Source organism: Salipiger abyssi (genome assembly GCF_001975705.1).
Classification (GTDB): Bacteria; Pseudomonadota; Alphaproteobacteria; order Rhodobacterales; family Rhodobacteraceae; genus Salipiger; species Salipiger abyssi.
In genome coordinates, this window is sequence record NZ_CP015093.1 from 631,929 (window position 1) to 657,897 (window position 25,969).

The 25,969-nt window shown below is 67.0% G+C and carries 22 protein-coding genes, 1 pseudogene and 1 riboswitch; of the genes and pseudogenes, 11 read left to right on the plus strand and 12 right to left on the minus strand.

What is annotated here, in order from left to right:
• Positions 1 to 173: 173 nt before the first annotated feature.
• Complete coding sequence (locus Ga0080574_RS25845) at positions 174 to 326, minus strand: hypothetical protein (RefSeq protein ID WP_156876317.1); 153 nt, start codon at positions 324 to 326, stop codon at positions 174 to 176.
• 199 nt (positions 327 to 525) lie between these two features.
• Between Ga0080574_RS25845 and Ga0080574_RS06620 the strand changes: the two genes are divergently transcribed.
• The 5 genes from Ga0080574_RS06620 to Ga0080574_RS06640 all read left to right on the plus strand — a co-directional run bounded on the left by Ga0080574_RS06620 (position 526) and on the right by Ga0080574_RS06640 (position 7,827).
• Positions 526 to 1,599, plus strand: coding sequence for an AI-2E family transporter (locus Ga0080574_RS06620; RefSeq protein ID WP_076696301.1), 1,074 nt, complete (start codon positions 526 to 528; stop codon positions 1,597 to 1,599).
• Entirely contained in the window at positions 1,596 to 2,297 is a 702-nt protein-coding gene (locus tag Ga0080574_RS06625) for a P-loop NTPase family protein (protein WP_076696303.1), read from the plus strand. Before Ga0080574_RS06620 ends, Ga0080574_RS06625 begins: the two co-directional genes overlap by 4 nt.
• A 50-nt stretch (positions 2,298 to 2,347) precedes the next feature.
• Positions 2,348 to 4,519, plus strand: coding sequence for an RNA degradosome polyphosphate kinase (locus Ga0080574_RS06630; RefSeq protein WP_076696305.1), 2,172 nt, complete (start codon positions 2,348 to 2,350; stop codon positions 4,517 to 4,519).
• 349 nt (positions 4,520 to 4,868) lie between these two features.
• A complete protein-coding gene (locus Ga0080574_RS06635; protein ID WP_076696307.1) occupies positions 4,869 to 6,167 on the plus strand; it encodes a flagellin N-terminal helical domain-containing protein in 1,299 nt (432 codons plus the stop codon).
• Positions 6,168 to 6,270: 103 nt separating this feature from the next.
• Entirely contained in the window at positions 6,271 to 7,827 is a 1,557-nt protein-coding gene (locus Ga0080574_RS06640) for a Ppx/GppA family phosphatase (RefSeq protein ID WP_156876319.1), read from the plus strand.
• 9 nt (positions 7,828 to 7,836) lie between these two features.
• Here Ga0080574_RS06640 and Ga0080574_RS06645 read toward each other — a convergent pair whose 3' ends face one another.
• The gene (locus Ga0080574_RS06645; protein ID WP_076696311.1) at positions 7,837 to 8,229 is read right to left on the minus strand and encodes a hypothetical protein; all 393 of its coding nucleotides are present in this window, start codon (positions 8,227 to 8,229) and stop codon (positions 7,837 to 7,839) included.
• 43 nt (positions 8,230 to 8,272) lie between these two features.
• Positions 8,273 to 9,376, minus strand: coding sequence for a THUMP domain-containing class I SAM-dependent RNA methyltransferase (locus Ga0080574_RS06650; RefSeq protein ID WP_076696313.1), 1,104 nt, complete (start codon positions 9,374 to 9,376; stop codon positions 8,273 to 8,275).
• Positions 9,377 to 9,505: 129 nt separating this feature from the next.
• On the opposite strand from Ga0080574_RS06650, the gene hisF reads away from it, so the two are divergent.
• Both hisF and Ga0080574_RS06660 read left to right on the plus strand, forming a co-directional pair.
• Positions 9,506 to 10,264 (plus strand): imidazole glycerol phosphate synthase subunit HisF, encoded by a 759-nt coding sequence (gene hisF, locus Ga0080574_RS06655; RefSeq protein ID WP_076696315.1) that lies wholly within the window; start codon positions 9,506 to 9,508, stop codon positions 10,262 to 10,264.
• On the plus strand, positions 10,265 to 10,576 hold the full coding sequence (locus Ga0080574_RS06660) for a phosphoribosyl-ATP diphosphatase (protein ID WP_076696317.1): 312 nt from the start codon (positions 10,265 to 10,267) through the stop codon (positions 10,574 to 10,576).
• Between the two features lie 138 nt (positions 10,577 to 10,714).
• Here Ga0080574_RS06660 and Ga0080574_RS06665 read toward each other — a convergent pair whose 3' ends face one another.
• The 3 genes from Ga0080574_RS06665 to Ga0080574_RS06675 all read right to left on the minus strand — a co-directional run bounded on the left by Ga0080574_RS06665 (position 10,715) and on the right by Ga0080574_RS06675 (position 14,894).
• Positions 10,715 to 11,182 carry a CoA-binding protein gene (locus Ga0080574_RS06665; RefSeq protein WP_076696319.1) on the minus strand — a complete coding sequence of 156 codons (468 nt, stop codon included), beginning with the start codon at positions 11,180 to 11,182 and terminating at the stop codon, positions 10,715 to 10,717.
• Between the two features lie 208 nt (positions 11,183 to 11,390).
• Complete coding sequence (locus tag Ga0080574_RS06670; RefSeq protein WP_076696321.1) at positions 11,391 to 13,682, minus strand: xanthine dehydrogenase family protein molybdopterin-binding subunit; 2,292 nt, start codon at positions 13,680 to 13,682, stop codon at positions 11,391 to 11,393.
• An 84-nt stretch (positions 13,683 to 13,766) separates the two neighbouring features.
• Positions 13,767 to 14,894, minus strand: coding sequence for a type III PLP-dependent enzyme (locus Ga0080574_RS06675; protein ID WP_076696323.1), 1,128 nt, complete (start codon positions 14,892 to 14,894; stop codon positions 13,767 to 13,769).
• Positions 14,895 to 14,982: 88 nt separating this feature from the next.
• Between Ga0080574_RS06675 and Ga0080574_RS06680 the strand changes: the two genes are divergently transcribed.
• Positions 14,983 to 15,441, plus strand: coding sequence for an Lrp/AsnC family transcriptional regulator (locus Ga0080574_RS06680; RefSeq protein ID WP_076696325.1), 459 nt, complete (start codon positions 14,983 to 14,985; stop codon positions 15,439 to 15,441).
• A 107-nt stretch (positions 15,442 to 15,548) separates the two neighbouring features.
• Here the strand turns inward: Ga0080574_RS06680 and Ga0080574_RS06685 are convergent, their stop codons facing one another.
• Positions 15,549 to 17,822, minus strand: coding sequence for a hypothetical protein (locus Ga0080574_RS06685; protein WP_076696327.1), 2,274 nt, complete (start codon positions 17,820 to 17,822; stop codon positions 15,549 to 15,551).
• A gap of 138 nt (positions 17,823 to 17,960) precedes the next feature.
• Between Ga0080574_RS06685 and Ga0080574_RS06690 the strand changes: the two genes are divergently transcribed.
• Positions 17,961 to 18,650 carry a thiamine diphosphokinase gene (locus Ga0080574_RS06690; protein WP_076696329.1) on the plus strand — a complete coding sequence of 230 codons (690 nt, stop codon included), beginning with the start codon at positions 17,961 to 17,963 and terminating at the stop codon, positions 18,648 to 18,650.
• Here the strand turns inward: Ga0080574_RS06690 and Ga0080574_RS06695 are convergent.
• Complete coding sequence (locus Ga0080574_RS06695; protein ID WP_076696331.1) at positions 18,571 to 19,512, minus strand: DMT family transporter; 942 nt, start codon at positions 19,510 to 19,512, stop codon at positions 18,571 to 18,573. The genes Ga0080574_RS06690 and Ga0080574_RS06695 overlap by 80 nt on opposite strands.
• A gap of 207 nt (positions 19,513 to 19,719) precedes the next feature.
• Between Ga0080574_RS06695 and secG the strand changes: the two genes are divergently transcribed.
• Positions 19,720 to 20,109, plus strand: a complete 390-nt coding sequence (secG, locus tag Ga0080574_RS06700; protein WP_076696333.1) for a preprotein translocase subunit SecG — start codon at positions 19,720 to 19,722, stop codon at positions 20,107 to 20,109.
• A gap of 304 nt (positions 20,110 to 20,413) precedes the next feature.
• The gene (gene pyrG / locus Ga0080574_RS06705; protein ID WP_076696335.1) at positions 20,414 to 22,057 is read left to right on the plus strand and encodes a CTP synthase; all 1,644 of its coding nucleotides are present in this window, start codon (positions 20,414 to 20,416) and stop codon (positions 22,055 to 22,057) included.
• A 90-nt stretch (positions 22,058 to 22,147) separates the two neighbouring features.
• Here the strand turns inward: pyrG and metK are convergent, their stop codons facing one another.
• From metK to Ga0080574_RS06720, 4 genes and pseudogenes are all read right to left on the minus strand, one after another.
• Positions 22,148 to 23,329 (minus strand): methionine adenosyltransferase, encoded by a 1,182-nt coding sequence (gene metK, locus Ga0080574_RS06710; RefSeq protein WP_076696337.1) that lies wholly within the window; start codon positions 23,327 to 23,329, stop codon positions 22,148 to 22,150.
• A gap of 3 nt (positions 23,330 to 23,332) precedes the next feature.
• Positions 23,333 to 23,381, minus strand: a riboswitch (SAM-SAH riboswitch).
• A 15-nt stretch (positions 23,382 to 23,396) separates the two neighbouring features.
• Positions 23,397 to 23,777, minus strand: coding sequence for a nitrilase-related carbon-nitrogen hydrolase (locus Ga0080574_RS26835; RefSeq protein WP_335743519.1), 381 nt, complete (start codon positions 23,775 to 23,777; stop codon positions 23,397 to 23,399).
• Between the two features lie 173 nt (positions 23,778 to 23,950).
• Positions 23,951 to 24,865, minus strand: a pseudogene (locus tag Ga0080574_RS26840) (apolipoprotein N-acyltransferase); the annotation flags it as partial.
• A 76-nt stretch (positions 24,866 to 24,941) separates the two neighbouring features.
• Positions 24,942 to 25,946 carry a hemolysin family protein gene (locus Ga0080574_RS06720; protein ID WP_237219331.1) on the minus strand — a complete coding sequence of 335 codons (1,005 nt, stop codon included), beginning with the start codon at positions 25,944 to 25,946 and terminating at the stop codon, positions 24,942 to 24,944.
• Positions 25,947 to 25,969: the final 23 nt, after the last annotated feature.

The window sequence follows — 25,969 nt, forward strand, 5'->3', positions numbered from 1 at the left end:
GTCCGGGATGGGGTAAGCGAAGGGCGGCGCAAGAGCAAGGGGCTCGCGGTGGCAGAGCCTGCGCAAAGCCTTGCCCGCAAGCGCTGCCAGCGGATCCACTCGGAGCCGACGTGATCCTGCACGCTATGCAGCCAAAACACGCTGGAGCTGGATGACCGGCGATGTGTCCCCGCTCAAAGGCAGGACGCGATATCGCGGTACTGGCTTGAGGCGGGATCGGTCCAGGGGCTGTCGGCGCGGGTGATCCCCGCACCAGGCTTTGCACCCGGACGGGCCGGCGCGGCAGAGAGAAGGGTGAAAATCTTGCTGGCAATCTGTTTCGTCATGGGATCGAGCCTTATCTATCCTGCGGGGGGTCTTGAATGCATACGAGGCTAACAATGCCCTCCTCCGCGCCACAGGCGGGAAAACCCGACCCGGGGCGCGATCCGGGGGCGGGTATTCCCGACCCGGCCCGGCGCGCGGCCTTGAATCCGGCGCGGCGACACGCGATGTAGGGGCAGAGATTTCGGGGAAAGACCGCATATGGCGCTGCCGGTACGCACACAGCTGAAATACTGGGGGCTCGCCGCGGCGGTGTTCGCGGTGATCCTGTGGTTCCTTGGCGACGTGCTGCTGCCCTTCGTGCTGGGCGGGGCCATCGCTTATTTCCTCGACCCCGTCGCCGACCGGCTGGAACGTCTGGGGCTCAGTCGCGGCATGGCCACCGGCACGATCACCGTGGCTACCGGGCTGCTCTTTGTGATCCTGGCACTGGCGGTGGTGCCGGCGCTGGTGCGCCAGACCACGCAGCTTGTGGATTTCGCGCCGCAGCTTTTCCGCAACCTGCAAAGCTTCCTCACCGAACAGTTCCCCTCGGTCATGGTCGAGGACAGCCCGGTGCGCTCGGCACTGGTCTCCATCGGCGACACGGTCAAGGAGCGCGGCGCAGAGCTTTTGAACACCGCGCTGACCTCGGCGCTGTCGGTGATCAACATCCTGCTGCTCTTCGTCATCGTGCCGGTGGTGGCGGTCTACATGCTGCTCGACTGGGACAATATGGTCGCCCGCATCGACGAGCTGCTGCCGCGCGACCACGCGCCGGTGATCCGCCGGCTGGCCCGCGATGTCGATGCGACGCTCGCCGGCTTCATCCGTGGCATGGGCTCGGTCTGCCTGATCCTCGGCACCTATTACGCCGTGGCGCTTTGGCTGGTGGGGCTGCAATTCGGCCTCGTCGTGGGTGTGGTCGCGGGCATGCTGACCTTCATCCCCTATGTCGGCGCCATCGTCGGCGGCGTGCTGGCCATCGGGCTGGCGCTGTTCCAGTTCTGGGGCGACTGGTTCTGGATCGCCGCCGTGGCGGGGGTGTTCTTCTTCGGCCAGTTCCTTGAGGGCAATTTCCTCACGCCGAAACTGGTGGGCGACTCGGTCGGGCTGCACCCGGTCTGGCTGATCCTGGCGCTGTCGGTCTTCGGCACGCTGTTCGGCTTCATCGGCATGCTGGTGGCGGTGCCGCTGGCCGCCGCCCTGGGCGTCTTTGCCCGCTTCCTTGTCGAGCAATATACCGACAGCCGGCTCTATCGCGGCCTCACCGACGAAGAGCAGGAACAGCCATGATCGGGCCGGAGCAGCTGCCCCTGCCCCTGCCGGTCCGCACGGCACTGGGGCGCGAGGATTATTTCGTCGGCGGCTCGAACGCGCTGGCGGTGGCACTGATGGACAACTGGCGCGACTGGCCCAGCGGCAAGCTGGTGCTGGTGGGACCCGGCGGCGCCGGCAAGACCCATCTCGCCCATGTCTGGGCCGCCGAGACCGGTGCCGCCATCATCGGCGCCGCCGATCTGCCCGGCGCCGATATCCCGGCGCTCGCCACGGCACCGGTCTGCGTGGAGAATGCCGACCGCAGCGCCGGCGACCGCGCCGCCGAGGAGGCGCTCTTTCACCTGCACAACCTCGCGCTGGCGCAACGCCAGCCGCTGATGGTCACCGCCAGCGCCCCGCCGGCGCTCTGGCCGCTCACCCTGCCCGATCTGAAAAGCCGGATGGAGGGCACCCAGACCGCCACCCTGCCCGATCCGGACGACACGCTGCTGGCGGCGGTGCTGGTCAAGCAGCTCGCCGACCGGCAATGCGTGCCGGCGCCGGATGTGATTCCCTATCTCGTGCGCCACATGCCGCGCAGCTTCGCCATGGCGCAGGCGCTGGTCAAGGCGCTCGACGCCAGCGCCATGAGCCGGCCCAAGGGGATCACGCGGGCGCTGGCGCGCGCGGTGCTGACGCGGCTTGTAACGCCCCCGGAGGAGCTGTCAGAATAATCCAAGACCCCGTCACAAAGCTGTTGCAAACCTGAGCGCATAAGCCCCCCATGAGTATTGCAGATTTCCTTACAGCCCCGCTGCCCGCCCCCGTCGAGTTCGCCGATACCGATCTCTCGGGCTCCGGTCGTTTCTTCAACCGCGAGCTGAGCTGGCTCGGTTTCAACTGGCGCGTTCTGGAAGAGGCCGAGAACCCGCGCGTGCCGCTGCTGGAACGGCTGCGCTTTCTGTCGATCTCGGCGGGCAATCTCGACGAGTTCTACACCGTGCGCGTCGCCGGCCTGCGCGAGCTGGCACATGAGGGCAACACCACCCCCGCCGCCGACGGGCTGAGCCCGGCGGAGCAGCTTGTGCTGATCGACGAGGACGCGCGCCGGCTCATGGCGCATCAGCAAAAGGTGCTGCTGGCGCTGGAGACCGAGATGGCCGCGGCCGGCATCGACATCGTGCCGCGCGACCAGCTCGCCCCGGCGGATCTGGCGCATGTGGAAGAGGTCTTTCTCAATCAGGTCTTCCCGGTACTGTCGCCGCTGGCCATCGACCCGGCGCACCCGTTCCCCTTCATCGCCAATATGGGCTATTGCCTCGCGGTCACGCTGGAGCGCAAGCGCGACCGGCGCTCGCGCAACGCGCTGCTGCCGATCCCGCATCAGATCGACCGTTTCCTCGCGCTGCCCTCCACCGACGGTCAGCAGCGCTTCATCTATCTCGAAGACGTGCTGCTGCTTCATATCGACAGCCTGTTCCCGGGCTACCGGGTGAAGGATCATTTCGGCTTCCGCGTGCTGCGCGACAGCGATCTCGAGGTGGAGGAAGAGGCCGAGGATCTGGTCCGCGAATTCGAGGTGGCGCTGAAGCGCCGCCGCCGTGGCGAGGTGGTCCGGCTCACCGTCACCGCCGGCGCCCCCAAGGCGCTGCGCGACATCGTCCAGCGCGAGCTGCATGTGCAGGACGACGAGGTGATCGAGCTCGAGGGCATGATCGGCATCGCCGATGTCAAAGAGCTCGTGCTCGACAACCGCCCCGACCTGCTCTGGCCGAACTTCACCCCGCGCGTGCCGGAACGGGTGCAGGATCACGACGGCAACATGTTCCGCGCCATCGCGCAGAAGGACATGCTGCTGCACCACCCCTACGAGACCTTCGACATGGTGGTGCGTTTTCTGCATCAGGCGGCGCTGGATCCGGATGTGGTGGCGATCAAGCAGACGCTCTACCGCACCTCCAAGAACTCCCCCATCGTCGAGGCGCTCTGCGAGGCGGCGGAGGACGGCAAGTCGGTCACCGCGCTTGTCGAGCTGAAGGCGCGGTTCGACGAGGCCGCCAATATCCGCCAGTCGCGGCGGCTGGAGCGCTCGGGCGCGCATGTGGTCTATGGCTTCCTCGACTGGAAGACCCACGCCAAGATCTCTCAGGTGGTGCGCCGCGAGGGCGACAGGCTGGTGACCTATACCCATTGGGGCACCGGCAACTACCACCCGATCACCGCCAAGATCTATACCGACCTGTCGTTCTTTACCTGCGACCCGGCGCTGGGGCGCGATGCGGCCAAGATCTTCAACTATCTCTCCGGCTACGCCCAGCCCGAGGGGCTGGAAAACCTTTCGATCTCGCCGCATTCGCTGAAACCGCGCATGCTGGAGCTGATCGCCGCCGAGGCCGAGCATGCCCGCGCCGGAAAGCCCGCGCAGATCTGGATCAAGATGAACTCGTTGATCGAGCCCGACATGATCGACGCGCTTTATGCGGCAAGTCAGGCGGGGGTGAAGATCGACTGCGTGATACGCGGCATCTGCGGGCTGCGGCCCGGCATCAAGGGGCTGTCGGAGACTATCCGGGTGAAATCCATCGTCGGGCGGTTCCTCGAACACTCGCGCATCGCCTGTTTCGGCAACGGACACGGGCTGCCGCACAAGAATGCGCGGGTCTTCATGTCCTCGGCCGACTGGATGGGGCGCAACCTGAACCGGCGGATCGAGACCGGGGTGGAGATCCACAATGCCACGGTGAAGGCGCAGATCGTCAGCCAGATCATGGCGGCGAACCTTGCCGACACGGCGCAGAGCTGGGTGATGGAGCCCTCGGGCAAGTTCACCCGCCACGCGGTGCCGGAGGGCGAGACGCCGTTCAACTGCCACCGCTTCTTCATGGAGAACCCCTCGCTCTCGGGCCGTGGCTCGGCGGGCGCGGGCGATGTGCCGAAGCTCACACATGGCGACTGAACGGGGCGTGTAACGTTTGTGATGTAGGGCGGGCAAATTTTGCCCACCCTGCGGCGCCACGAACTGGAAAACCGCATCATCGCCGGCACATGGGCTCGCGGCGGCACGGTGCGCCTCGAGTCCGCGCCGGCTACGTGGCTCAAACGAGACGAAACCGGCACGTTTCTCCCCTCCCCTTAACCGACGCTCAATCTTTTCCGCCGAATCTGCCTTCCGCGCTCGGGGGGCGGGCGGCGCGGGAGGGCCATGCGCCCATGTCCCGTTTCTGCCGGAATGGCTAGACGGATGCCCCGGACACGGGGCCGCAGCGGTGCAAAGCGCCCGTTACCCCCGCCAAAGGCTTTGCCCCATGTCCAGCATTCTCACCAATGAGAGCGCCTCCATCGCGCTCCAGACCCTGCATCAGATCAACCTCAATATCGCCAGCACCCAGCAGGAGATCGCCACCGGCCGCCGCGTTTCCAGCGCCGAGGACAACGCCGCCGTCTGGGCGATCTCCCAGACCATGCAGGCCGATGTTCTGGGCTATAAACGCGTCTCCGACAGCCTCTCGCTCGGCAGTGCCACGCTGGCGGTGGCGCGCGACGCCTCGGAGACGGTGGCCGACCTGCTCACCGAGATGAAGGGCAGGATCGTCGCCGCGCAGGGCGAGAATGTCGACCGCGGCAAGATCCAGAACAATATCGACGCGCTGCGCGACCAGATCGGTGCGGTGGTCGAGATGGCGCAGTTCAACGGGCTGAATCTGCTGACGAACACCGAGAACACCGCCGGTTCCGGCAGCGAGGCGGTGCTGGGCTTCCTGCGCCGCGATGCGCAGGGGGTGACCGGCGCCGATATCGCCATCGCGAGGCGCGACCTCACCACCGGGGCCTCGGCGATTTCCGCGAGCGGCGGCACCTACACTTCCGACGCCGCCAGCGCCACGCTCGACGCCACGCAGAGCCGCGAGATCGACGCCAGCGGCATCGCGGTCGAGACCGGCATGGGCTTTACCCTCTCGGTCTTCGGCACCGATGCGGACGATTCGAGCTTTACCGAGGCGGATCTGCGCACCACGACCGGTGCCTCCGAAACCCGCGCCCAGATGGCCACGTCAGAGCTGCGCTATGTCGCCCGCGACGGCGACGGCATCAGCGATGTGGTGACCGCGCTGGCGCGGAAATGGGGCGACTACGCTGCCCGGAACGGCATCGACGACTCGGTTCTCTCGATCGCCGCCTCCGGCACCAGCCTGACCGTCTCCTCCTCCGTCACCGGCGGCACCGACACCATCGACGTGAATCTCAACACGCTCAGCGCCGAGGCCGGCAATACCATCGGCGGCGGGCTGGAGCTTCTCGCCGATCTCGACGTCTCCACCGCCGCCGGCGCCGAGGCAGCGCTGACCAGCATCGAAGGGCTGCTGGATTACACCGTCGCCGCCTCCGCCGGCTTCGGCTCGGATCAGAACCGGCTCGAAACCCAGCAGGCCTTCAACGACAAGCTCTCCGACGCGATGACCTCCGGCATCGGCACGCTGGTCGACACCGATATGGAAGAGGCCACCGCCCGGCTTCAGGCGCTGAATGTGCAGCAGCAGCTCGCGGTGGAGGCGCTCTCCATCGCCAACAACGCCCCGCAATCGCTGCTGTCGCTCTTCCGCTGACCCGACGGAACCGCTCGCCCTCTCCGTGCATTTCCCCGTCTGAGGTCTTTCGCGCCGCGGCAAAGCCGTGATACAGGGTCTCGCAGACAAACCGGGGATGCACATGGACGGACAAACCGATTCCGCCCACGGCGATTGGGGGCCTTTCGGGCACCCGCTCTTCGACAACCCGCAGGCGCGGCGCCTGTCGCGCGTGGGTGTCGTGGATATCGGATCGAACTCGGTCCGGCTTGTGGTATTCGACGGCGCGGCGCGCTCTCCGGCCTATTTCTACAATGAAAAGATCATGTGCGGGCTTGGCGCCGGCATGCCGGAGACCGGGCGGCTGAACCCCAAGGGCAAGGAGCGCGCGCTCTCCGCCCTGGCGCGGTTCCAGACGCTGGCGCGCGGCATGGACCTGCCGCCGCTCACCGCCGTCGCCACCGCCGCCATGCGCGAGGCCGAGGACGGCCCCGCCTTCCGCTCGGAAATCGAGCAAAAGACCGGGCTCAAGATCTGGGTGATCGACGGCGAGGAAGAGGCGCGGCTCTCGGCGCAGGGCGTGCTGCTCGGCTGGCCCGGCGCCGACGGCATGATCTGCGATATCGGCGGCTCCTCGATGGAGCTGGCCGGGCTTTCGGGCGGTCAGGTGGGCCGCCGCATGACCTCGCCGCTGGGCCCGCTGCGCTTCAAGGATCTCGACGGCGGCAAGAAGGCGCGCGAAAAGCATATCCGCAAGAACATCCAGAAGCTCGCCGACAAGATGGAGATGCCCGGCTCGCGCCTGTTCCTCGTCGGCGGTTCCTGGCGCGCCATTGCCCGTATCGACATGGAGCGCCGCGGCTACCCGCTGCATGTCCTGCACGAATACCGCATGGACCGCGAGGCGGTGAACGAGACGCTGAAATTCATCGAGAAGGCCGATCTCGAGGCGCTGCGCGGCGCCTGCTCGATCTCTTCGGCGCGGATGAGCCTGGTGCCCTATGCCGCCGAGGTGCTGGCCGAGCTGATGGAGGTGTTCGCCCCGTCCGAGATCGCCATCTCCTCCTACGGGATCCGCGAGGGGCTGCTTTACGAACAGATGCCGCAGATGCTGCGCGACCGAGATCCGCTGGTCGAGGCCTGCCGCTTTTCCGAGGCCAAGGACGCGCGCCTGCCGGGCTTCGGCAAAAAGCTCTACCGCTTCGTTCTGCCGCTCTTCGCCGGCGCCGGCGAGGCGCGGCTGCGCATCGTCAAGGCCGCCTGCCTGCTGCACGATGTGAGCTGGCGCGCCCATCCCGATTACCGCGCCGAGACCTGTTTCGACTATGTCACCCGCGCCAATCTCGGCGGGCTCGACCATCAGGAACGGGTGTTTCTCGGGCTGGCGCTGCTGCACCGCTACAAGAACAAGCGTGACGGCACCCGGTTCGAGGATTTCTACACGCTGATCGACGAGAGCGAGCAGCAAAAGGCCGAGGTGCTGGGCAAGGCGATGCGTTTCGGCTCGATGCTGTGGATGTCGGATGCCAGCCAGGAGGGCGGCGCGCATCTCGACTGGGATGCCGAGGCGCGCGCGCTGGTGCTGAATCTGACGCAGGAGGCGGCGCCGCTCTTTGGCGAGGTGGCCGAATCGCGCTTCAACTCGCTGGCCAGGTCGCTGAACGCCGACGAGGTGCGGGTGGAGATCGCCGGCGCCTGAGGTCGGCGCTCAGAGGTCGATCTCGCCCTCTTCCGGCGGATCGAGCTCCGGCGGGGTGAGCGGCGCGGGCAGATCCGGCGCCTCCGGCTTGCGGCGCAGGATGATATCGCCATTGGGCAGCATCTCGGGCGGTTCGTAGCGCGACCAGTCCTGCACCTGCCCCATGAGATCGCGCAGCGCCGGGCCCATCTCCTCGCCGAAACTGCGCAGCGCCGGCTCCATCTCGCCGGCCAGATCCTCCAGCTCGCGCATTGCCGGGTCCAGCTCGTCCATCAGCCCGCGCAGGAACATCTCCGCCCCGCGCTTCATCAGGCTGTCGGACTCGTCTTTTTCGGCCTCCTGCGCATAGGCGGGCGGGGACATCAGGCAGGCGGCGAGGATCAGGGCGGGTATGCGTTTCATGAGGTCAATATAGGGCGGCGGGCGCGGCCCGTTAAGCCCCGGCTCAGAGCGGATCGGTCCGGTAGAGCCGGATCTTCAGCGGCCCATGCGCCACCGGCGGCCCCGGCGGCAGGAAGGGCAGGCCCGTGGCCTTGGCCAACCCGGGCTCGGAGGTCACGATCCCCACGCGCCAGCCGCGGAAGCGCGCTTTCAGCACATCGCCCAGGCTCTTGTGCAGCGCGTGCAGCGGCCCCGGTTTGCCGATCCGCGCGCCGTAAGGCGGGTTCACCATCACCAGCCCCGGCGGCCCCTCGGGCCGCTCCAGCGCGCTGAAGGGCTGGCAGGCAAAGCTGGCAATACCCTCGACCCCGGCACGCGCGGCATTGGACGCCGCCATGCGCACCGCGCCCGCGTCACGGTCGAAGCCATGAAACCGCAGCGCCGTCTCGCGCGGCGCGTACTCCGCCTTCATCGCTTCCCAGGTATCGCCATCGAACCCGGCCAGCCGCTCGAAATCGAACGCTCGCGAACGCCCCGGCGCCAGCCCCATCGCGATCTCCGCCGCCTCGATCACAAAGGTGCCCGAGCCGCACATCGGATCGAGCACCGGCTCCTCGCCGCGATAGCCGCATTGACGCAGGAACAGTGCCGCCAGCGTCTCGCGCATCGGCGCCTTGCCAACCGCCTCTTTGTGGCCGCGCCGGTGCAGCGGCGCGCCGGAGGTATCGACCGAGAAACTCACCATGTTTTCCTCGATGCGCAGCAGCAGCCGCACGCCGTCATCGCCCACCGGCGCGCCCAGCTCCTCGGAGATCGCCCGCTCCACCCGCTCCTTCGCGGCGCCCGCGTGATAGATCTTCGACTTGCGGCTCAGCGCCTCGATCTTCACCGGCTGATCGGCGCGCAGCACCTCGCCCCAGGGGAATTTCCGCGCCCGCTTGTCGAGCTGCGCCAGATGCACCGCCGGAAACCCGCCGATCCGCGCCAGCACCCGCGCCGCGCCGCGCAGATACAGGTTGGCGCGCATGACCTCGACCCAGCCGCCATCGAAGGCCACGCCGCCCGCCACGGGGCGCAGAGGCCCGAACCCCGCCGCCTTGGCCTCACCCGCCAGCGCCGCCTCCAGCCCCGGCGCGCAGGCCAGGAAGATCTCGAATGTCTCACCCATCCCGCCCGCATACAGGCTTTGCCCGCCGGGAACGAGCCCCTGTTGTCTTCTCTTTTCCAAATACGCATTCCGCCCTCTCGGCCCGCGCGCCCCCTTCCCCCCGCGCGCAATCCGCGCCATAAGGCCCCCATGCTCAAGACCCGCATCATCCCCTGTCTCGATGTCGCCGATGGCCGTGTGGTCAAGGGCGTGAATTTCGTCGACCTGCGCGATGCGGGCGACCCTGTCGATGCCGCGCGCGCCTATGACGCCGCCGGCGCCGACGAGATCACCTTTCTCGACATCCACGCCACGCACGAGAATCGCGGCACGATGTTCGATGTGGTCACCCGCACCGCCGAGCAATGCTTCATCCCGCTCACCGTGGGCGGGGGCGTGCGAACGGTGGCCGATGTCCGCGCCCTCCTGCTCGCGGGCGCGGACAAGGTCAGCTTCAACTCGGCGGCGGTGGCCAACCCCGATGTGGTGGCCGAGGCCGCCGATCATTTCGGCTCGCAATGCATCGTGGTCGCAATCGACGCCAAGACCGTGGAACCGGGCCGCTGGGAGATCTTCACCCATGGCGGCCGCAAGCCCACCGGCATCGACGCTGTGGACTTCGCCCGCACGGTGACCGCAAAAGGCGCCGGAGAGATCCTGCTCACCTCCATGGACCGCGACGGCACCAAATCGGGCTTCAACCTGCCCCTGACCCGCGCCATCGCCGATGCGGTGGATGTGCCGGTGATCGCGAGCGGAGGCGTCGGCACGCTCGACCATCTGGTCGAGGGCGTGACCGAGGGCCATGCCTCCGCCGTGCTCGCCGCGTCGATCTTTCATTTCGGCGAATATTCCATCCAGGAGGCCAAGCAGCACATGGCCACCGCAGGCATCCCGGTGAGGCTCTGAATGACGCTGGAAGAACTCGAAACCATCGTCGCCACCCGCGCCGAGGCCTCGCCCGAGGAAAGCTGGACCGCCAAGCTGCTCGCCAAGGGGCCGGAGAAATGCGCCGAGAAATTCGGCGAGGAGGCGGTCGAGGCAATCATCGAGGCGGTGAAGAACGACCGCGAGAAACTCACCGGAGAGGCGGCGGATGTGCTCTTCCACTTCCTGGTGATGCTGAAGGCGCGCGATCTGCCGCTCTCTGACGTGATGGCCGAGCTGGCGCGGCGTCAGGGGCAGTCCGGCCTGGCCGAGAAGGCCGCGCGCAAGGGCTGAGAGGCGGCGCCCCTGCCCGGGGTCGCGCCCGGCCCCACGGTCGCGCCGTGAGTATTTGCCGGAAAGATGAAAGCAGCGGTCGGTCTGCGGGACGGCGGGCGGGGCGATGTTGCCCCCGGCAACGAGCGCCGTCCACCGTCAGAGCTTCGAGGAAATCACCCCGGTGTTGAACCCGCCCATGCGCAGCTCGCCATTGAGGCGCTGGTATTCGATCTTCGGGCAGCGGTTCATCACCACATCGACGCCCCGCGCCTCGGCCTTTGCGGCGGCCTCCGCATGCGCGACGCCGATCTGCATCCAGATCGTGCGCAGATTGGGCAGATGTTCCAGCGCCGCGTCGACGATGGGCGGCACTCCCTCGGAGCGGCGGAAGATGTCGACCATATCCACCTCCGCCGGCAGATCCTCGATCCCGCCGCGCACCGTCTCGCCAAAGAGCTGCGCGCCCGCATGACCGGGATTGACCCCGATCACCCGGTAGCCGCGCAGGCTCAGATAGCGCGCCACGTAATAGCTGGGCCGCACCGGATTCAGCGACACGCCGATGACAGCGATCACCCTGGTGCGGGCGAGAATCTCTTTCAGGAAGGCGTCGGAATAGCTCATGGCCTGAGGCTAGCGCGGCGCGGCGCAAAGAAAAAGCGCCCAAGGAAATCCTTGGGCGCCAGTCACGGAACGAGGGACAGTGAAGGCGTCGCGGAGGTTCCGTCTCCGCGATCCTGAGAAAGAGATGGGCAGGAAAGCCACATTTTAAAGCCTTCTCAAGAAAGCGTGACCAAAAAACTTGACCTTCCGTATTTTCGGGAGATCGGACCTATTCCGCCGCCATCCGCGCCCCGCCCATAAGGCGCCAGAGCCGCATCGGCGTGAACGGCATGTCCACCTGACGCACGCCCAGCGGCCAGAGCGCATCCTGCACCGCGTTCGACACCGCCGCCAGCGCGCCCACCGTGCCGGCCTCGCCGCAGCCCTTCATCCCCATCGGATTGCCGGTCGAGGGCACCGGCTCCACGTCGAAATGAATGAAGGGCACATCATAGGCGCGCGGCATGGCGTAATCCATGAAGGTCGCGGTCAGAAGCTGGCCGTCCTCGTCGAACACCACCTGCTCGCAAAGCGCCTGACCCAGCCCCTGCGCCACCCCGCCATGCACCTGGCCCTCGGCCAGCATCGGGTTGATCAGATTGCCGAAATCGTCGACCACCGTGTATTTCACCACTTCGGCGACGCCGGTCTCGCGGTCGATCTCGATCTCGGCGAAATGCGCGCCGTTCGGGTAAGAGCGCGCCTGGATCTGGTCGCGTATATCCCAGCTCAGCAGCTCCGCGCGTCCCCTGGCGCGGGCCATTTCCGCCACCTCCAGCATGGTGGGCGTCAGGTTCGAGCCCTCGGCGCGGAAACGCTCGTCATCGAAAGCGATCTCGGAGGCGGGCACATCCATCTCTTCGGCGAGGAACTCGGTGAACCCGTCCACCATCGCCTTCACCGCGGTCAGCGTCACATTGGCCTGCATGGTCACCGAGCGCGAGCCGCCGGTGCCGCCGCCCTGCGCGATCAGGTCGCTATCACCCTGCACGAACTCGATTTTCTCGAAGGGAATGCCGGTCTGGTCGCTGAGGAACTTGGCAAAGACCGTCTCGTGCCCCTGCCCGTTCGACTGCGTGCCGACATAGAGCCGCGCGCCGCCCTGCTCGGTGAACTCGATCTTCACCCCCTCGGAGGGATCGCCCAGAATCGACTCGATATAGAAACAGAGCCCCAGCCCGCGCAGCTTGCCCCTTGCCTCGCTCTCGGCCTTGCGCGCGGCAAAGCCCGCCACGTCGGCATCGGCAATGGCGTGATCCAGCACGCGGGGAAAATCGCCCACGTCATAGGTCTCACCCGTGGGGGTCTTGTAGGGGAAGTCCTTGATGAAGTTGATCTTGCGCAGCTCGATCGGATCGACGCCCAGATCGCGCGCGGCGCGGTCCATCACCCGCTCCAGCACATAGATCGCCTCAGGGCGGCCGGCACCGCGATAGGCGTCGACCTGCGTGGTGTTGGTATAGATCCCCTCCACCCGCATATAGGCCGCCGGAATGTCATAGGTGCCGGTCAGCACCTTGGAAAATAGCAGCGTCTGGATCGGCTGGCCGTAACCGGAGTTGTAGGCGCCGAGATTGCAGATCGTGTGGATCCGGTAGCCGGTGATCCGGTTGGCCTCGTCAAAGGCCAGCTCGGCCATGGTCACCAGATCGCGGCCCGCATGGTCCGACAGCATCCCCTCGGTGCGCTCCGACATCCAGCGCACCGGCTTGCCCAGCGCCCGCGCCGCCTGCGCCACGCAGAAATACTCCGGGTAGGACGCCGCCTTCATGCCAAAGCCGCCGCCGACATCGGGGTTGGTGATGCGCACATCCGCCTCGTCGAGCCCCATGGCCTCGGCCATCTCGCCCTTGATGTCCCAGACGCCCTGGCCGTTGAAGGCCACATGGATGCGCTTGCCGTCCCATTCCGCGAAACAGCCGCGCCCCTCCATGGCGTTCACGATCACGCGGTTGTCGCCGACCTCCAGCCGCACGGTTTTCGCCGCTTTGTCAAACGCCTCCGCCGTTGCCGCCTCGTCGCCCATACCCCAGTCGAAGGCGCGGTTGTCCGGCGCCTCGGGATGGATCGTCTCGCCGCCCGCGCAGACCTCCACATGCGCCGGCAGCTCGTCGAAATCGAGCTCGATCAGCTCGGCGGCATCCTTGGCCTGCTGCATGGTCTCGGCCACCACCAGCGCCACCGGCTCGCCGACATGGCGCAGCCGCCCGCGCGCCAGCAGCGGACGCTCCGGCGCAGCACCCTTCGTGCCGTCGCGATTGGTCAGCACCGTGCCCGGCATGTTCACATCCATGCCCGCCGCGAGCAGATCCTCGACGGTCAGCACCAGATGCACGCCCTCGGCCTCGCGTGCGTCACTCACATCCAGTGTGGTGATCTCCGCATGGGCCACCGGCGAGCGCAGCACATAGGCATGCAGCGCGCCCTCGGGGGCGATATCGTCGATATAACGGCCATGTCCGGTGAGAAAGCGCACATCCTCGCTGCGCTTCATGGACTGGCTCTTGCCGAATTTTTCCATCCCTGGTGCCTCCGCGCGCCGCTTGTCACTGCGCGGGACTGTAAGCCCCGCTTGGGCAGTGTCCAGCACCGGGCGCGGGATTTCTCAGCAGGCGGAGGTCATCGCGACGATCCTGCGCGCTCCGTAGCCGTTGAACCCGGTGACCAGCGCGCGCGAATAGGCCCCCATGCCCTCGAAGACGAGGTAATCGCCCTCACGGATCGCCTCGGGCAGCGCCACCGACTCGGGCAGCCGGTCGAGACTGTCGCAGGTCGGGCCGAAGACAATGCGCTCGCGCGCCGCCCCGCCGCGCGGCAGCCCCTCGGGCGTCACCACCCGCAGCCGCGCCATGGGGCCGAGATCGCGCCACTCGGCCATGCCGCCATAGATCCCGTCATTGAGAAACACCGCGTCATCCCCGACCGCCTTCACCCGCAGCACCAGCAGGAAGGCCTCGGCGCAGAGCCCGCGCCCCGGCTCGCAGACCAGCCGCGGCGGCGTGGCAAAGGCGGCACGGGTGGCGGTTTCGATTGTGGCAAAGATCGCCTCGAGATCGGGATGGCCCTCGCCCCGGTCCGATGGAAAGCCGCCGCCCACATTCAGCCGGTGCAGGGTGACCCCTGCCGCCCGCGCCACATCGGCGGCAGCCCGGACATAGCGCGCCCAGGGCGCCGGCGTGCGGCATTGCGTGCCGGGATGAAAGGTGAGCGACGGGGTAAAGCCCAGCTCCGCGACCCGGCGCAGCAGCGCCTCCGCCAGCTCCGGCCCCGCACCGAATTTCGCACCAAAATCATAGGCCGCACCCTTGACCGGCAGTTTCAGCCGCACCGCGATCTCCGTGCCCTTCGGCAGGCACCGCAGCTTTTCCAGCTCGCCCGGCCGGTCCACCGACCAGGAGGTACAGCGATGCGCCAACCCGGCGGCGATCTCGGCCTCCGAGCGCACCGGGTTGTGGTAGTGCAACACGGCATCGGGGCAATGTTCGCGCACCAGCGCCATCTCGGCGGGCGAGGCGACGTCAAAGGCCCGGATCCCGGCGGCAACCAGCCCGTCGATCATCTCGGGCGCCGGGTTGGCCTTGACCGCATAGGTCACGAGCCCCGGAAAGCCGCTCTGGAACCGCTCCGCCACCTGCGCCAGCCGCAGCGGGCAGAAGAAGAACACCGGATCGTCGGGCCGCGCGCGGGCCAACCAGGACTCCGGCGACGGCATCAGGGTCTGCTCGATCCCCATGGCAATACCTCCTGTTGTTGCGTTTCCCTCCAGTATGGGTGCGGTTTCGCTCGATTTCGCGCGTCAGATATGTCAATCTGAGGGGCAAATGGCACAAATCGACAACGCGACCTCACAGATCGACGAAACCGACCGGGCGCTGGTCGCCCTGCTCTCGGCCAATGCGCGCATGCCGGTCTCGGATCTGGCGCGCCGACTGGGGTTGGCGCGCACCACGGTTCAGGCGCGGATCGACCGGCTGGTGATGCGCGGTGCCATCGCGGGCTTCACCCTGCGGCGCGGCCCGGCGCTGAAGGAGGCGATCCGCGCCACGGTGCTGGTCTGCATCGAGCCGCGCGCCCAGGCCGATGTGCTGGCGCGGCTGAAACAGATGCCGGCGGTCGAGACGGTGCACACCACCTCGGGCCGCGTGGATCTGATGGTGATCGTCTGCGCGGGCTCCACCGAAGAGCTCGACGCCACGCTCGACCGCATTGCCGAGGCGCGGGGGGTGAAAAGCTCGGAAAGCCTGATCCACCTGACGACCAAGCTCGACCGGCGCGGCTGACCCCGCCCTTTCATCTTTCCAAAAATACTCTCAATCCGACACCCGCCAGATGCAAAAAACGGCGGGCGCTCGCGCACCCGCCGTTTCCAAATGCCCTGTCCGGCCTCTCAGCCCGCGGCGCGCGCGTCCGGCTTGAAGCTGATGCGTTCGGAGGCGGTGAACCGCCCGCCGCGCGTCTTCTCGATCTTGCCCTCGCGCAGAAGCTGGCCAAAGGTCCGCAGCCGGTCTTCACGGCTCGACTCGTGCATCTCCACCTGGCGCACCTTGGTCATCAGCTGCGGGCGCGAGAACTGCTCGCGGCCCTCGACAAAGGAGAGATAAGCCGCCGCCGCCTCCAGCAGCTCGGGCAGATCGACCGCACCGACGCTTTCCGCATAATCGGCAAACCCGGCCGCAGCCTCGGTCTCGACCTCGGCGACATGCACGCGGCGCGGACGCGGCGCCGGCTGCTGCGCATCGACCCGCTGCTCGGCCACCAACTTGAGCGGCGCCGGGCGGACCGGCTCGGCGGGACGCTCGGTGTGGTGATCCGGTGCGTGCGGGCGGCGCGGGCGCACCACATTGGCGAGATCCTCGCGATAGGGCTCAAACGCCTCTTCGCTGTCCTTCCGGCGGCCCAGCAGCTTGTCGGCACGGGTTGCGGCGACAGCGGCACGCAGATGCGCGATGGCGCTGCGGCGGCGGTTGCCCTCGGGTTCTTCGAGCTGGGTGTTGGTCTCGTCGAGGATGCGCGAGGCGTCGGTATCGCCGACGCTGTTCTCGGTCAGCATGGCGCGGGCCGGGCTCGACATCTTGATCGCCTTGCGGGCGCCCTTGCGGGCGAGCTGTTCGACCGCCTCGTCATCGATCTCGGGCTCAGGCTCGGCGGTTTCGGCCTTCTCCATCTCGGGCTCGAAGACCTCGTCGAACTCGCTTTCGATGTTGCGGGCGAAGGCGGCGTCCTCGTCGGCCTCGTCGTCGGCAGGCGCGACATCCTCCTTGCGCAGCCGCAACGGCGCGCTCGGCAGATCCTCCGCCTCGGCGCCGTCCTCCTCATACTCGTCCTCCGAAACCGAGGCCGCGACGGCGGACAGGATGCCCTTTTCGTCATCGTCGCCCCAGTCGTCGAAATCCTCATCGTCTTCATCGGAGGCAACGGCGTGCGCGTCGTCGGCTCCGGCCTCGTCTTCGGCCTCATCCCAGGCGGCGTCGAAATCAGCCTTGAGTTCGGCTTTCACCGCGGCGAGTTCGCGGGCGAGATCGTCCTCCTCCTCGGCGCTGAGGCTGCTCACGGTGTCGTCAGCGCCCTGCCCGCCATCGGCGACCTCTTCGATCAGCCCATCCGCCAGCGCGGAGTCGAACGCCGCGCGCTTGACCTTGACCACGCGGGCGCGCGGGCGCTTCGGCGGCGTGACCGCGTCGGGTGCGGCCTCTGCCTTGACGGCGGGGGCGGCTTCCGGCTCTGGCGCTGTCTCGGGTGTCGGAGCGGCGTCCTCTTCCTCGTCGTAGCTGTCGTCATAGGCGAGCCCCGCGAGGGTGTCGGTGAAGAGGTTCTCGCCTTTCTCTTCGGCGGCGAGCGTGTCCTCGCTCTCCGCCGTCAGCGCGCCCAGCATCGCCGACATGGCCGGCGCGTCGGGTGCCTCGTCGGCCTCGTCCAGCGCGTCGGAATCGGCAGGTGCAGCCCTCCGATCTTCACCGGCGACCACCGCACGGATGCGGCGCAGTTTGGCGGCAACGCTCTCGGGATCGTTCAGCGGCGCAGGTGCAGGTGCCTCGGCACGCGGCGGCTCGGCCGCCTCTGTTTCGAAGAATTCCGCCTCGGCCTCCAGACTGTCATCGCCGGAGATATCGGCCACGACGTCGGCGACAGGCTCCGGCTCGGCCGCAATGGCAGCTTCCTCACCAGCATTGTCCGCTTCAGCGACAGGCGCCGCGTCCGCGGTCTCGGGTGCCCGAGCGGCGGCGAGCGCCGCGCCGATGCTGTCTTCGAGCGGCGGCTGATCGTCATCGGCGGCGACGCTCTCCTCACCGGGTTTGTCCGTGACCGCAGCCTCGGGCTCCGGCTCGGCCATGGCGGGCGCCGCGGCAGCCGGACGCAGCGCCGACGGGCCGGCGGCCAGCGCCGCGCTCAGCGCGCCGGCAGAGGCCGCGCCACCGCTGAACGGGCTGCGCAGGGTCAGCGACCCCTCGCCCATCTCGGATTTCAGTTGCGATTGCAGAAGCTCCGCAGCCATGTCAGGGTCGAACTGCGGCGGTTCGGCGCCGAAGAACCTGTCCTCGCGGATCACCCCACGGAAGAAATGGGTGGTCTCCTTGACCACACCCAATGGATCCTCGAACCCTTCCGCCGTGCAGGAAAAGGTGCCGTAGGAGACCGTCAGAATCTTGCTCGAACTCACCATGTGCTGCTCACTTTCAATCGTTTTGCAACAGTGTGTTTACCACGATCACCAAGACCAAAGCTGACCGAATCTTAGGTATTCACCGTATCATTTCGTGACCGCATTGTGGTCGGTTTCCCAAATCGCCATTAAATTGACATGAATCACGCAACTCATCACAGTGACCGCCCGGTATTGCTCGCCGGAGGCGGCGATCACAGCCCTGAACTGCTGCAATCGCTGCTGCCGCAGTGCGAGACCCGCATCGCGGCGGATGGCGGCGCGGCGGCCCTGCTGCGCGCGGGCGTCATGCCGGACGCGGTGATCGGCGATCTCGACTCGCTCTCCGAAAGCACCCGGGTGCAGATCCCCGCAGCGCGGATCCACCACATATCGGAGCAGGATAGCACCGATTTCGACAAATGCCTGCGCCATATCTCGGCCCCGCTGATCTATGGCACCGGCTTTCTCGGACCGCGCGTCGATCACCAGCTTGCCTCGCTCACCGTGCTCGCGCGGCGCGCCGACCGGCGCTGCATCCTTGCAGACGCCTCCGACGCGGTGGCGCTGGTGCCGCCGCGGCTGGAGCTGGATCTGGATCCGGGCAGCCGCGTCTCGCTTTATCCCATGGGGGCGGTGCGCGGCGAAAGCGAGGGGCTGCGCTGGCCGCTGGCCGGGCTTGACTTCGCACCGCATCTGCGCGCCGGCACCTCGAACGAGGCGAGCGCCGCGCGGGTCAGCCTGCGTTTCGACGCGCCGCTGATGCTGATCATTCTGCCAGTGGCGGAACTGCCGGCGCTGGCGCGGGGGCTGCTTTCTGCGCCCGATGCATGGCCCGCTCCCGAATGAAGATATAGAGCCCGGCGCCAATGGTGACACAGATCCCGGCGCTGGCCAGCGGGTTCGGGAACTCACCGAAGACCACGAAGCCGATGATCGTGGCAAAGGGGATCTCGAGATACTGCATCGGCGCCAGGGTGGCCCCGGGCGCGTAGCGCAGCGACCAGGTCATCAGCAGATGGCCCAGCGTGCCCAGCAGCCCAATGGCGAGCAACTGGCCCCAGATTCCGCCCTCGACACTCTCCCAGGCCAGTTCCGGCACCGTGTCTTCCGGCAGCACCAGCATCAGTGCGCCGATCACCAGAACCGCCATGATCCCCGAAACGCCCTGCAAGGAGATCGCATCCACCTCGCGCGAGATCTGCCGCGTGGTCAGCATGAAGACGGAGAAGTTCACCGCCACTCCGAGGGGCAGCAGCGCCGGCCAGCCGACATCGCGAAACGCCGGCTGCACCACCATCAGCGTGCCGACAAAGCCCACCGCGCAGGCCGCGAGCCGGCGCCAGCCGACCTCTTCTCCCAGCACGTAGTGACCGAGGATCAGCATCAGGAAGGGCATGATGAAGGCAATCGCCACCGCATCGGCCAGCGGCAGATAGCGCAGCGCCGTCACCATCATGCCGATCCCGAGGATGTGCAATAAGGTGCGGAAAAATGCGATCCAGAAAACCTTGCGCGGCATCCGGAAACTGCGCCCCGTCGCCAGCATCAGCGGCATCAGGACCAGCGCCTGAATGCCGAAGCGGATGAGCACAAGCTCGGCCAGCGGCACCACGGTCGACAAAAGCTTTGCAATCGCATCCGCCATCGGCGCGACAACACAAAAACCGAGCATCAGAAGAATGCCCAACAGGGGTTTGTCCTGACTCATGAAATAAAGCCTAGCCGCGCCCCGATACGCCGGCAAGACACCACTTGCGTTATTTTGATCAAACAGGGGCACAACCCCTGCGCGAGAGCGCACCGCTGCCGTCAGACCCATCACAGTACTCTGCGGCGACGTCTCTCCGTGGCGGGTTGCGTGTCTGCCCCGCTTCCCCTACATAGCGCGCCAAGACCGCAGGATCCGGGACCCTCCATGCAGAACGTCATTCTCATCGTCCATCTTCTTCTCGCGCTTGCGCTGATCGGCGCGGTGCTGCTTCAGCGCTCCGAAGGCGGTGGGCTCGGCATGGGCGGCGGCGGTGGCGCAATGAGCCAGCGCGCGGCCGCAACGGCGCTCGGCAAGGTGACCTGGGGGCTGGCCATCGCCTTTATCGCGACCTCGCTGACCCTGACGATCCTGGCCGCGCAGGACGCATCGGGCGTATCCGTCATGGACCGTCTGAGCGGCGACGCCCCGGCGGCGGAAGGCGATGCGGGCAGCACAGGCACCGACGGCATCGACACCGACGCGCTGCTGCCGCCGCCCTCGGCGGAAGACAGCAACACGTCGCCCGACGCACCGCTGGTTCCGCGCGCCGACTGACCGGCGCGCTTGGGGCCAGGGTGGCCCCCTCTTCATCGCGAGACGCATCACAGGCAATGAAACCGGCTTCGGGCCGGACAGGCGCAACCATGTCATCGGTGTCCGGCTTTCTCTGCTCCCGTCCTCATGAGCGGCGGCGGTGGACCCACAACAGATTGCCCGGGCGCCAGCAAGCGCAACAGCATCTTGAGGTATGCTAGACATCTCTTCCCGAATCCCCTATACCTCAAATCCCGTGATGACGCGTTTTGCGCATGCGGATTCATCATAAAAATACAGGCAATATCACGGGGTTACGCGGCCAATGGCACGTTTCATCTTCATTACTGGCGGCGTTGTTTCGTCGCTCGGCAAGGGGCTGGCATCGGCCGCGCTCGGGGCACTTTTGCAGGCGCGGGGCTTTTCCGTCCGGCTGCGAAAACTCGATCCTTATCTGAATGTCGATCCCGGCACGATGTCGCCCTTCGAGCATGGCGAGGTCTTCGTCACCGATGACGGCGCCGAAACCGATCTCGATCTCGGCCATTACGAACGCTTCACCGGCGTCTCGGCGCGCAAGACCGATTCCATCTCTTCGGGCCGGATCTATACCAATGTGCTGGAGAAGGAGCGCCGCGGCGATTACCTCGGCAAGACCATTCAGGTGATCCCGCACGTCACCAACGAGATCAAGGACTGGATCGACATCGGCGAGGACGAGGTCGATTTCATGCTCTGCGAGATCGGCGGCACGGTGGGCGATATCGAAGGCCTGCCCTTCTTCGAGGCAATCCGGCAATTCTCTCAGGACAAGCCGCGCGGCCAGTGCGTTTTCATGCACCTGACGCTGCTGCCATGGATCAAGGCCTCGGGCGAGCTGAAGACCAAGCCGACGCAGCACTCGGTGAAGGAGCTGCGCTCCATCGGTCTGGCGCCCGACATCCTCGTCTGCCGCTCCGAAGGGCCGATTCCGCAGAAGGAGCGCGAAAAGCTGGCGCTGTTCTGCAATGTGCGCCCCGACGCGGTGATCGCCGCGCAGGATCTGCCGTCGATCTACGACGCGCCGCTGGCCTATCACCGCGAGGGGCTCGATCAGGCGGTGCTGGACGCGTTCCAGATCACCCCGGCGCCGCGCCCCAATCTGGAGAAATGGGAGGATGTGTCCGAGCGCATCCACAACCCCGAGGGGGACGTGAATGTTGCCATCGTAGGCAAGTACACGCAGCTCGAAGACGCCTATAAATCCATCGCCGAGGCGCTGACTCATGGCGGGCTGGCCAACCGGGTCAAGGTCAATGTGAACTGGGTCGATGCCGAGCTCTTCGAGCGCGAAGATCCGGCGCCCTATCTGGAAAATTACGACGCGATCCTGGTGCCCGGCGGTTTCGGCGAGCGCGGCACCGAGGGCAAGATCAAGGCGGCGCAATTCGCCCGCGAGCACAAGGTGCCCTATCTCGGCATCTGCCTCGGCATGCAAATGGCGGTGATCGAGGCGGCGCGCAACGTCGCCGGGGTCAAGAAAGCCGGGTCGGAGGAGTTCGACCATGAGAAGGGCGAGAAACGGTTCGAGCCGGTGGTCTATCACCTCAAGGAATGGGTGCAGGGCAACCAGAAGGTCAACCGCTCGGTGGCCGACGACAAGGGCGGCACCATGCGGCTCGGCGCCTATGACGCGGTGCTGAAGGACGGCTCCAAGGTGGCCAAGGTCTACGGCACCAACGCCATCGACGAGCGCCACCGCCACCGCTACGAGGTCGATATCAAGTATCGCGAAGCGCTGGAGACGAGCGGGCTGTGTTTTTCGGGCATGTCGCCGGACGGGCGTCTGCCGGAAATCGTGGAATGGCCCGATCATCCGTGGTTCATCGGTGTGCAGTTCCACCCGGAGCTGAAGTCGAAACCCTTCGATCCGCACCCGCTGTTCAAGGATTTCGTGCGCGCCGCCAAGGACGTTTCGCGGCTGGTTTGAGGGCCCACCGCTCCGCAAAATATCCCCCCGCCTCTCACCAAAAAGGGCGCCCAGCCGGGCGCCCTCTTTCTTTCGGCGATCATACCCGCCTCAAACTTCTTTCTTCAACGCCTCGGCGAGATTGGTCTGCTCCCACGAGAACCCACCTTCCGCATCGGGTTCGCGCCCGAAATGGCCATAAGCCGCGGTGCGCTCGTAGATCGGCTTGTTGAGATCGAGATGCGTGCGGATGCCGCGCGGGGTGAGATCCATCACTTTCGGGATCGCCGCCTCGATCAGCGCCTCGTCAAGCTCACCCGTGCCGTGGGTGTCGACATAGATCGACAGCGGCTTGGCCACGCCGATGGCATAGGAGAGCTGCACGGTGCAGCGCTCGGCCATGCCCGCGGCGACCACGTTCTTGGCCAGATAGCGCGCCGCATAGGCCGCCGACCGGTCGACCTTGGTGGGATCCTTGCCCGAGAACGCGCCGCCGCCATGCGGGGCCGCGCCGCCATAGGTGTCGACGATGATCTTGCGCCCCGTGAGACCGGCATCGCCATCGGGCCCGCCGATCACGAAGGCGCCGGTCGGGTTCACCCACCATTCGGTCTCCGCACTCAGCCAGCCCTCGGGCAGCACTTCGCGGATATAGGGCTCGACGATGGCGCGCACATCTTCCGAGGTCAGCGCCGGGTCGAGATGCTGGTGCGACAGCACCACCGAGGTCACGCCGACGGGCTTGCCGCCCTCGTAACGCACCGAGAACTGCGATTTCGCGTCCGGCCCCAGCACCGGCTGTTCGCCGGATTTGCGCGCCTCGGCCAGCCGCTTCAGCACAGCGTGGGAGAACAGGATCGGCGCCGGCATCATCTGCGGCGTCTCGTTGGTGGCATAGCCGAACATGATGCCCTGATCGCCGGCCCCCTCGTCACGGTTGCCGCCGCCGGTCACCCCTTGGGCGATATGCGCCGACTGCTCGTGCAGAAGGTTGGTGATCTCGCAGGTGGCATGATGGAACTTGTCCTGCTCATACCCGATATCCTTGATGCAGGCACGGACGATATCCGGGATCGCCTCCATGTATTCGGCGAGTTTCTCCTGATCGGTCAGCCCGATCTCGCCACCGATGACCACGCGGTCGGTGGTGGCAAAGGTCTCGCAGGCGACGCGCGCCAGCGGATCCTCCGCCAGAAGGGCGTCGAGAACCGCATCGGAAATGCGGTCGCAGACCTTGTCAGGGTGACCTTCGGACACGGATTCCGAAGTGAAAGTATAGTTTTGTCGGGACATGAGCGCTCCATTGAGTACCGACCGTCACGCCAGGAAGCCGTTGTGACGGGGATGTAACGCGACATGGCTACGTGGTTGCGGCAGGGCCGTCAATCGAATTCCGCCCGCGCCGCAGGAATGCCGCAATCGCAAGCACAAAGAGCAGCCCCAGCGCCGGCAGATCGCCCATGCGGCTGTAGGGCGTCACGCGCAGCGGCGGCGGTAGGCGCGCGTCGAGATAGCCCGCTTCGCCCAGCGGCAGCGATTGCAGCACCCGCCCCGCCCCGTCGATCACCGCCGAAACCCCGGTATTGGCGGCGCGCAGCATCGGCAGCCCCTGCTCGATGGCACGGATGCGGGCCTGTGCCAGATGCTGGTAAGGGCCGGAGAAGGTGCCGAACCAGGCGTCATTGGTGATCTGAAGCAGCAGATCGGGGCGGCCCGGCGCGCGCAGATCCTGCGGAAACACCGCCTCGTAGCAAATGAGCGGCAGCGCATGGCCCAGCTCCGGCCCGAGATCCAGCAGGCGCGGCCCCGGCCCGGAGGCGTAGCCCCCGCCGCGCGCTGCGCCAGCCCGGCGATGTTCCAGCGCTGAAAGATCTCGGCGGCGGGCATGTATTCGCCGAAGGGCACGAGATGATGCTTGTCATAGACCTGCGACACCCGCGGCCCCTGCCCCGCCAGCACCAGCGAATTGTACCAGGCACCGCCCTCCTCGCGCTGGATGCCCAGCACCACCTCGCCGGGAAAGGCGGCATCGGTGACGATGCCCAGCGCCTCGTCGGCATGGTCGAGCAGCATCGGCAGCGAGGTTTCCGGCCAGACCGTCAGCGCCGGGCGCGGCAGCCCGTCATGCGAGGGCGCGGCGGTGAAATCTACCTGCCGGTCGAAGAACATTGGAATATAGGCGCGATCCCATTTCTGCTGCTGCGGCGCATTGGGCTGCACCAGCCGCACCACGGGCCTGTCGGCGAGATCCTGAAGCGGCGGCACCAGCGCCGCGCCACCGCCGAGGAGCGCGACAAAGAGCAGCAGCGCCCCGAGCCCGGAGCGCCAGGCCCGGCGCCCGCCGCGCAGCCCTGCCACGGCCAGCGCCGCAAGGCCGAGGGTGACGAAGGTGAGCCCGTGCGGTCCGAGCACCGCGCTCCACTGGATCGCCGTCACCGGTGCCCAGAGCGAGCCGACCATCGCCCAAGCGAAGCCGGTGAAAACATAGGCCCGCGCCAGCTCCGCCGCCGCCCAGCACGCTGCCAGCGCAAAGAGCCGGCGGCGCGGCGGCGCATAGGCCGCGCCCCAAAAGGCCAGCGCCCAGAACAGCGCCAGCCCGGCGGCAAGGAAGAACAGAGCAAAAGGCGCCATCCAGCCGGTGGCGGCGGCATCGACCTGGAACGGCTCCAGCACCCAGCCCAGCACCAGCCCGAAATAGCCGAGACCGACACCCCAGCCGACTCCGACCGCGTCGAGCGGGCGGCGCGTGGCGGAAAAGAGTGCGACGGCGGCAATGAGTCCGGCCAGCGCCAGCCAGGTCAGATCCCAGGGCGCCTGCCCCAGCCCCATAACGGCGCCGGCACCGATGGCAATCGGCAGGCGCGACCAGCGCGGCAGCCGGTCCAGACGCCGGCCCAGAGACGTGTCAGGCACGCTGCGTCCCGGATGCAGGCTCGGCGGGGGCAGGATCAGCGGAGGCCGTTTCGGTCGACGGGGCCGATTCGACCCTGGCGGGCACAGGTGGCGCAGGTTTCGCGGCAGGCACACCGGTGGCCTCTGTATGCGGCCGCACCCGCAGCCGCTTGATACGGCGCGGATCGGCATCCACCACTTCGAAATCGATCCCCGCCGGGTGCGGGATCACCTCGCCGCGCGCCGGCACATGGCCCGCGAGCATGAAGACCAGCCCGCCCAGCGTGTCGATCTCTTCTTCGTCGATCTCGTCATCCTCGGTGAGTGCCAGACCGGTCGCGGCCTCGAACTCCTCGAGCGGGGTCTTGGCGAGCGCCAGCCAGCTGCCGGCCTTCTCGCGCGAGAAATTGCGGCCCTCGTCGATATCGTGCTCATCCTCGATCTCGCCGATCACCTGTTCGATGAGATCCTCGATGGTCACCAGCCCGTCGACCCCGCCATATTCGTCGATCACCAGCGCCATGTGCCGGCGTTCGGTCTGCATCTTGGTGAGCAGCACGCCGATCGGCATGGAGGGCGGCACGAAGACCAGCGGGCGCAGCATCTTTTTCAGATCGAAGCGCTGGCCGGAGCCGTTGAACCCGTGTTTGAGGGCGAAATCCTTGAGGTGGGCCATGCCCACCGGCGTGTCGAGCGTGCCGGAATAGACCGGCAGCCGGGTCATGCCGCTGTCGCGGAAGACCTGCACCAGCTCGGCCTTGGTGATGGTGTCGGGCACCGCGACGATATCCGCCTTGGGAATCGCCACATCCTCGACCCGCATCCGCCGCAGGTTCATCATGCTTGGGGTGGTTGTGGGCTGGGGCGTTGTCATGGACGTGCCGTTCACCTGGGCGGGTTCCGCCGGTGCCACTCTGAAGCCGCTGAAAATACGACGAAAAAGCCCTTCGCCGTCCGTTGAATCCGCCATCGTCCGCGCGCTCTGCGCTGCCGTAGACGAGCCGTCACTGTCGCCCATTTTTCCTATCCGTTGGCGGGGCT

Bases quoted from the DNA above. Each gene is read 5' to 3' on its own strand.
- Ga0080574_RS25845 (WP_156876317.1), bottom strand. From the start codon at position 326: ATGACGAAACAGATTGCCAGCAAGATTTTCACCCTTCTCTCTGCCGCG.
- Ga0080574_RS06620 (WP_076696301.1), top strand. From the start codon at position 526: ATGGCGCTGCCGGTACGCACACAGCTGAAATACTGGGGGCTCGCCGCG.
- Ga0080574_RS06625 (WP_076696303.1), top strand. From the start codon at position 1,596: ATGATCGGGCCGGAGCAGCTGCCCCTGCCCCTGCCGGTCCGCACGGCA.
- Ga0080574_RS06630 (WP_076696305.1), top strand. From the start codon at position 2,348: ATGAGTATTGCAGATTTCCTTACAGCCCCGCTGCCCGCCCCCGTCGAG.
- Ga0080574_RS06635 (WP_076696307.1), top strand. From the start codon at position 4,869: ATGTCCAGCATTCTCACCAATGAGAGCGCCTCCATCGCGCTCCAGACC.
- Ga0080574_RS06640 (WP_156876319.1), top strand. From the start codon at position 6,271: ATGGACGGACAAACCGATTCCGCCCACGGCGATTGGGGGCCTTTCGGG.
- Ga0080574_RS06645 (WP_076696311.1), bottom strand. From the start codon at position 8,229: ATGAAACGCATACCCGCCCTGATCCTCGCCGCCTGCCTGATGTCCCCG.
- Ga0080574_RS06650 (WP_076696313.1), bottom strand. From the start codon at position 9,376: ATGGGTGAGACATTCGAGATCTTCCTGGCCTGCGCGCCGGGGCTGGAG.
- hisF (WP_076696315.1), top strand. From the start codon at position 9,506: ATGCTCAAGACCCGCATCATCCCCTGTCTCGATGTCGCCGATGGCCGT.
- Ga0080574_RS06660 (WP_076696317.1), top strand. From the start codon at position 10,265: ATGACGCTGGAAGAACTCGAAACCATCGTCGCCACCCGCGCCGAGGCC.
- Ga0080574_RS06665 (WP_076696319.1), bottom strand. From the start codon at position 11,182: ATGAGCTATTCCGACGCCTTCCTGAAAGAGATTCTCGCCCGCACCAGG.
- Ga0080574_RS06670 (WP_076696321.1), bottom strand. From the start codon at position 13,682: ATGGAAAAATTCGGCAAGAGCCAGTCCATGAAGCGCAGCGAGGATGTG.
- Ga0080574_RS06675 (WP_076696323.1), bottom strand. From the start codon at position 14,894: ATGGGGATCGAGCAGACCCTGATGCCGTCGCCGGAGTCCTGGTTGGCC.
- Ga0080574_RS06680 (WP_076696325.1), top strand. From the start codon at position 14,983: ATGGCACAAATCGACAACGCGACCTCACAGATCGACGAAACCGACCGG.
- Ga0080574_RS06685 (WP_076696327.1), bottom strand. From the start codon at position 17,822: ATGGTGAGTTCGAGCAAGATTCTGACGGTCTCCTACGGCACCTTTTCC.
- Ga0080574_RS06690 (WP_076696329.1), top strand. From the start codon at position 17,961: ATGAATCACGCAACTCATCACAGTGACCGCCCGGTATTGCTCGCCGGA.
- Ga0080574_RS06695 (WP_076696331.1), bottom strand. From the start codon at position 19,512: ATGAGTCAGGACAAACCCCTGTTGGGCATTCTTCTGATGCTCGGTTTT.
- secG (WP_076696333.1), top strand. From the start codon at position 19,720: ATGCAGAACGTCATTCTCATCGTCCATCTTCTTCTCGCGCTTGCGCTG.
- pyrG (WP_076696335.1), top strand. From the start codon at position 20,414: ATGGCACGTTTCATCTTCATTACTGGCGGCGTTGTTTCGTCGCTCGGC.
- metK (WP_076696337.1), bottom strand. From the start codon at position 23,329: ATGTCCCGACAAAACTATACTTTCACTTCGGAATCCGTGTCCGAAGGT.
- Ga0080574_RS06720 (WP_237219331.1), bottom strand. From the start codon at position 25,946: ATGGGCGACAGTGACGGCTCGTCTACGGCAGCGCAGAGCGCGCGGACG.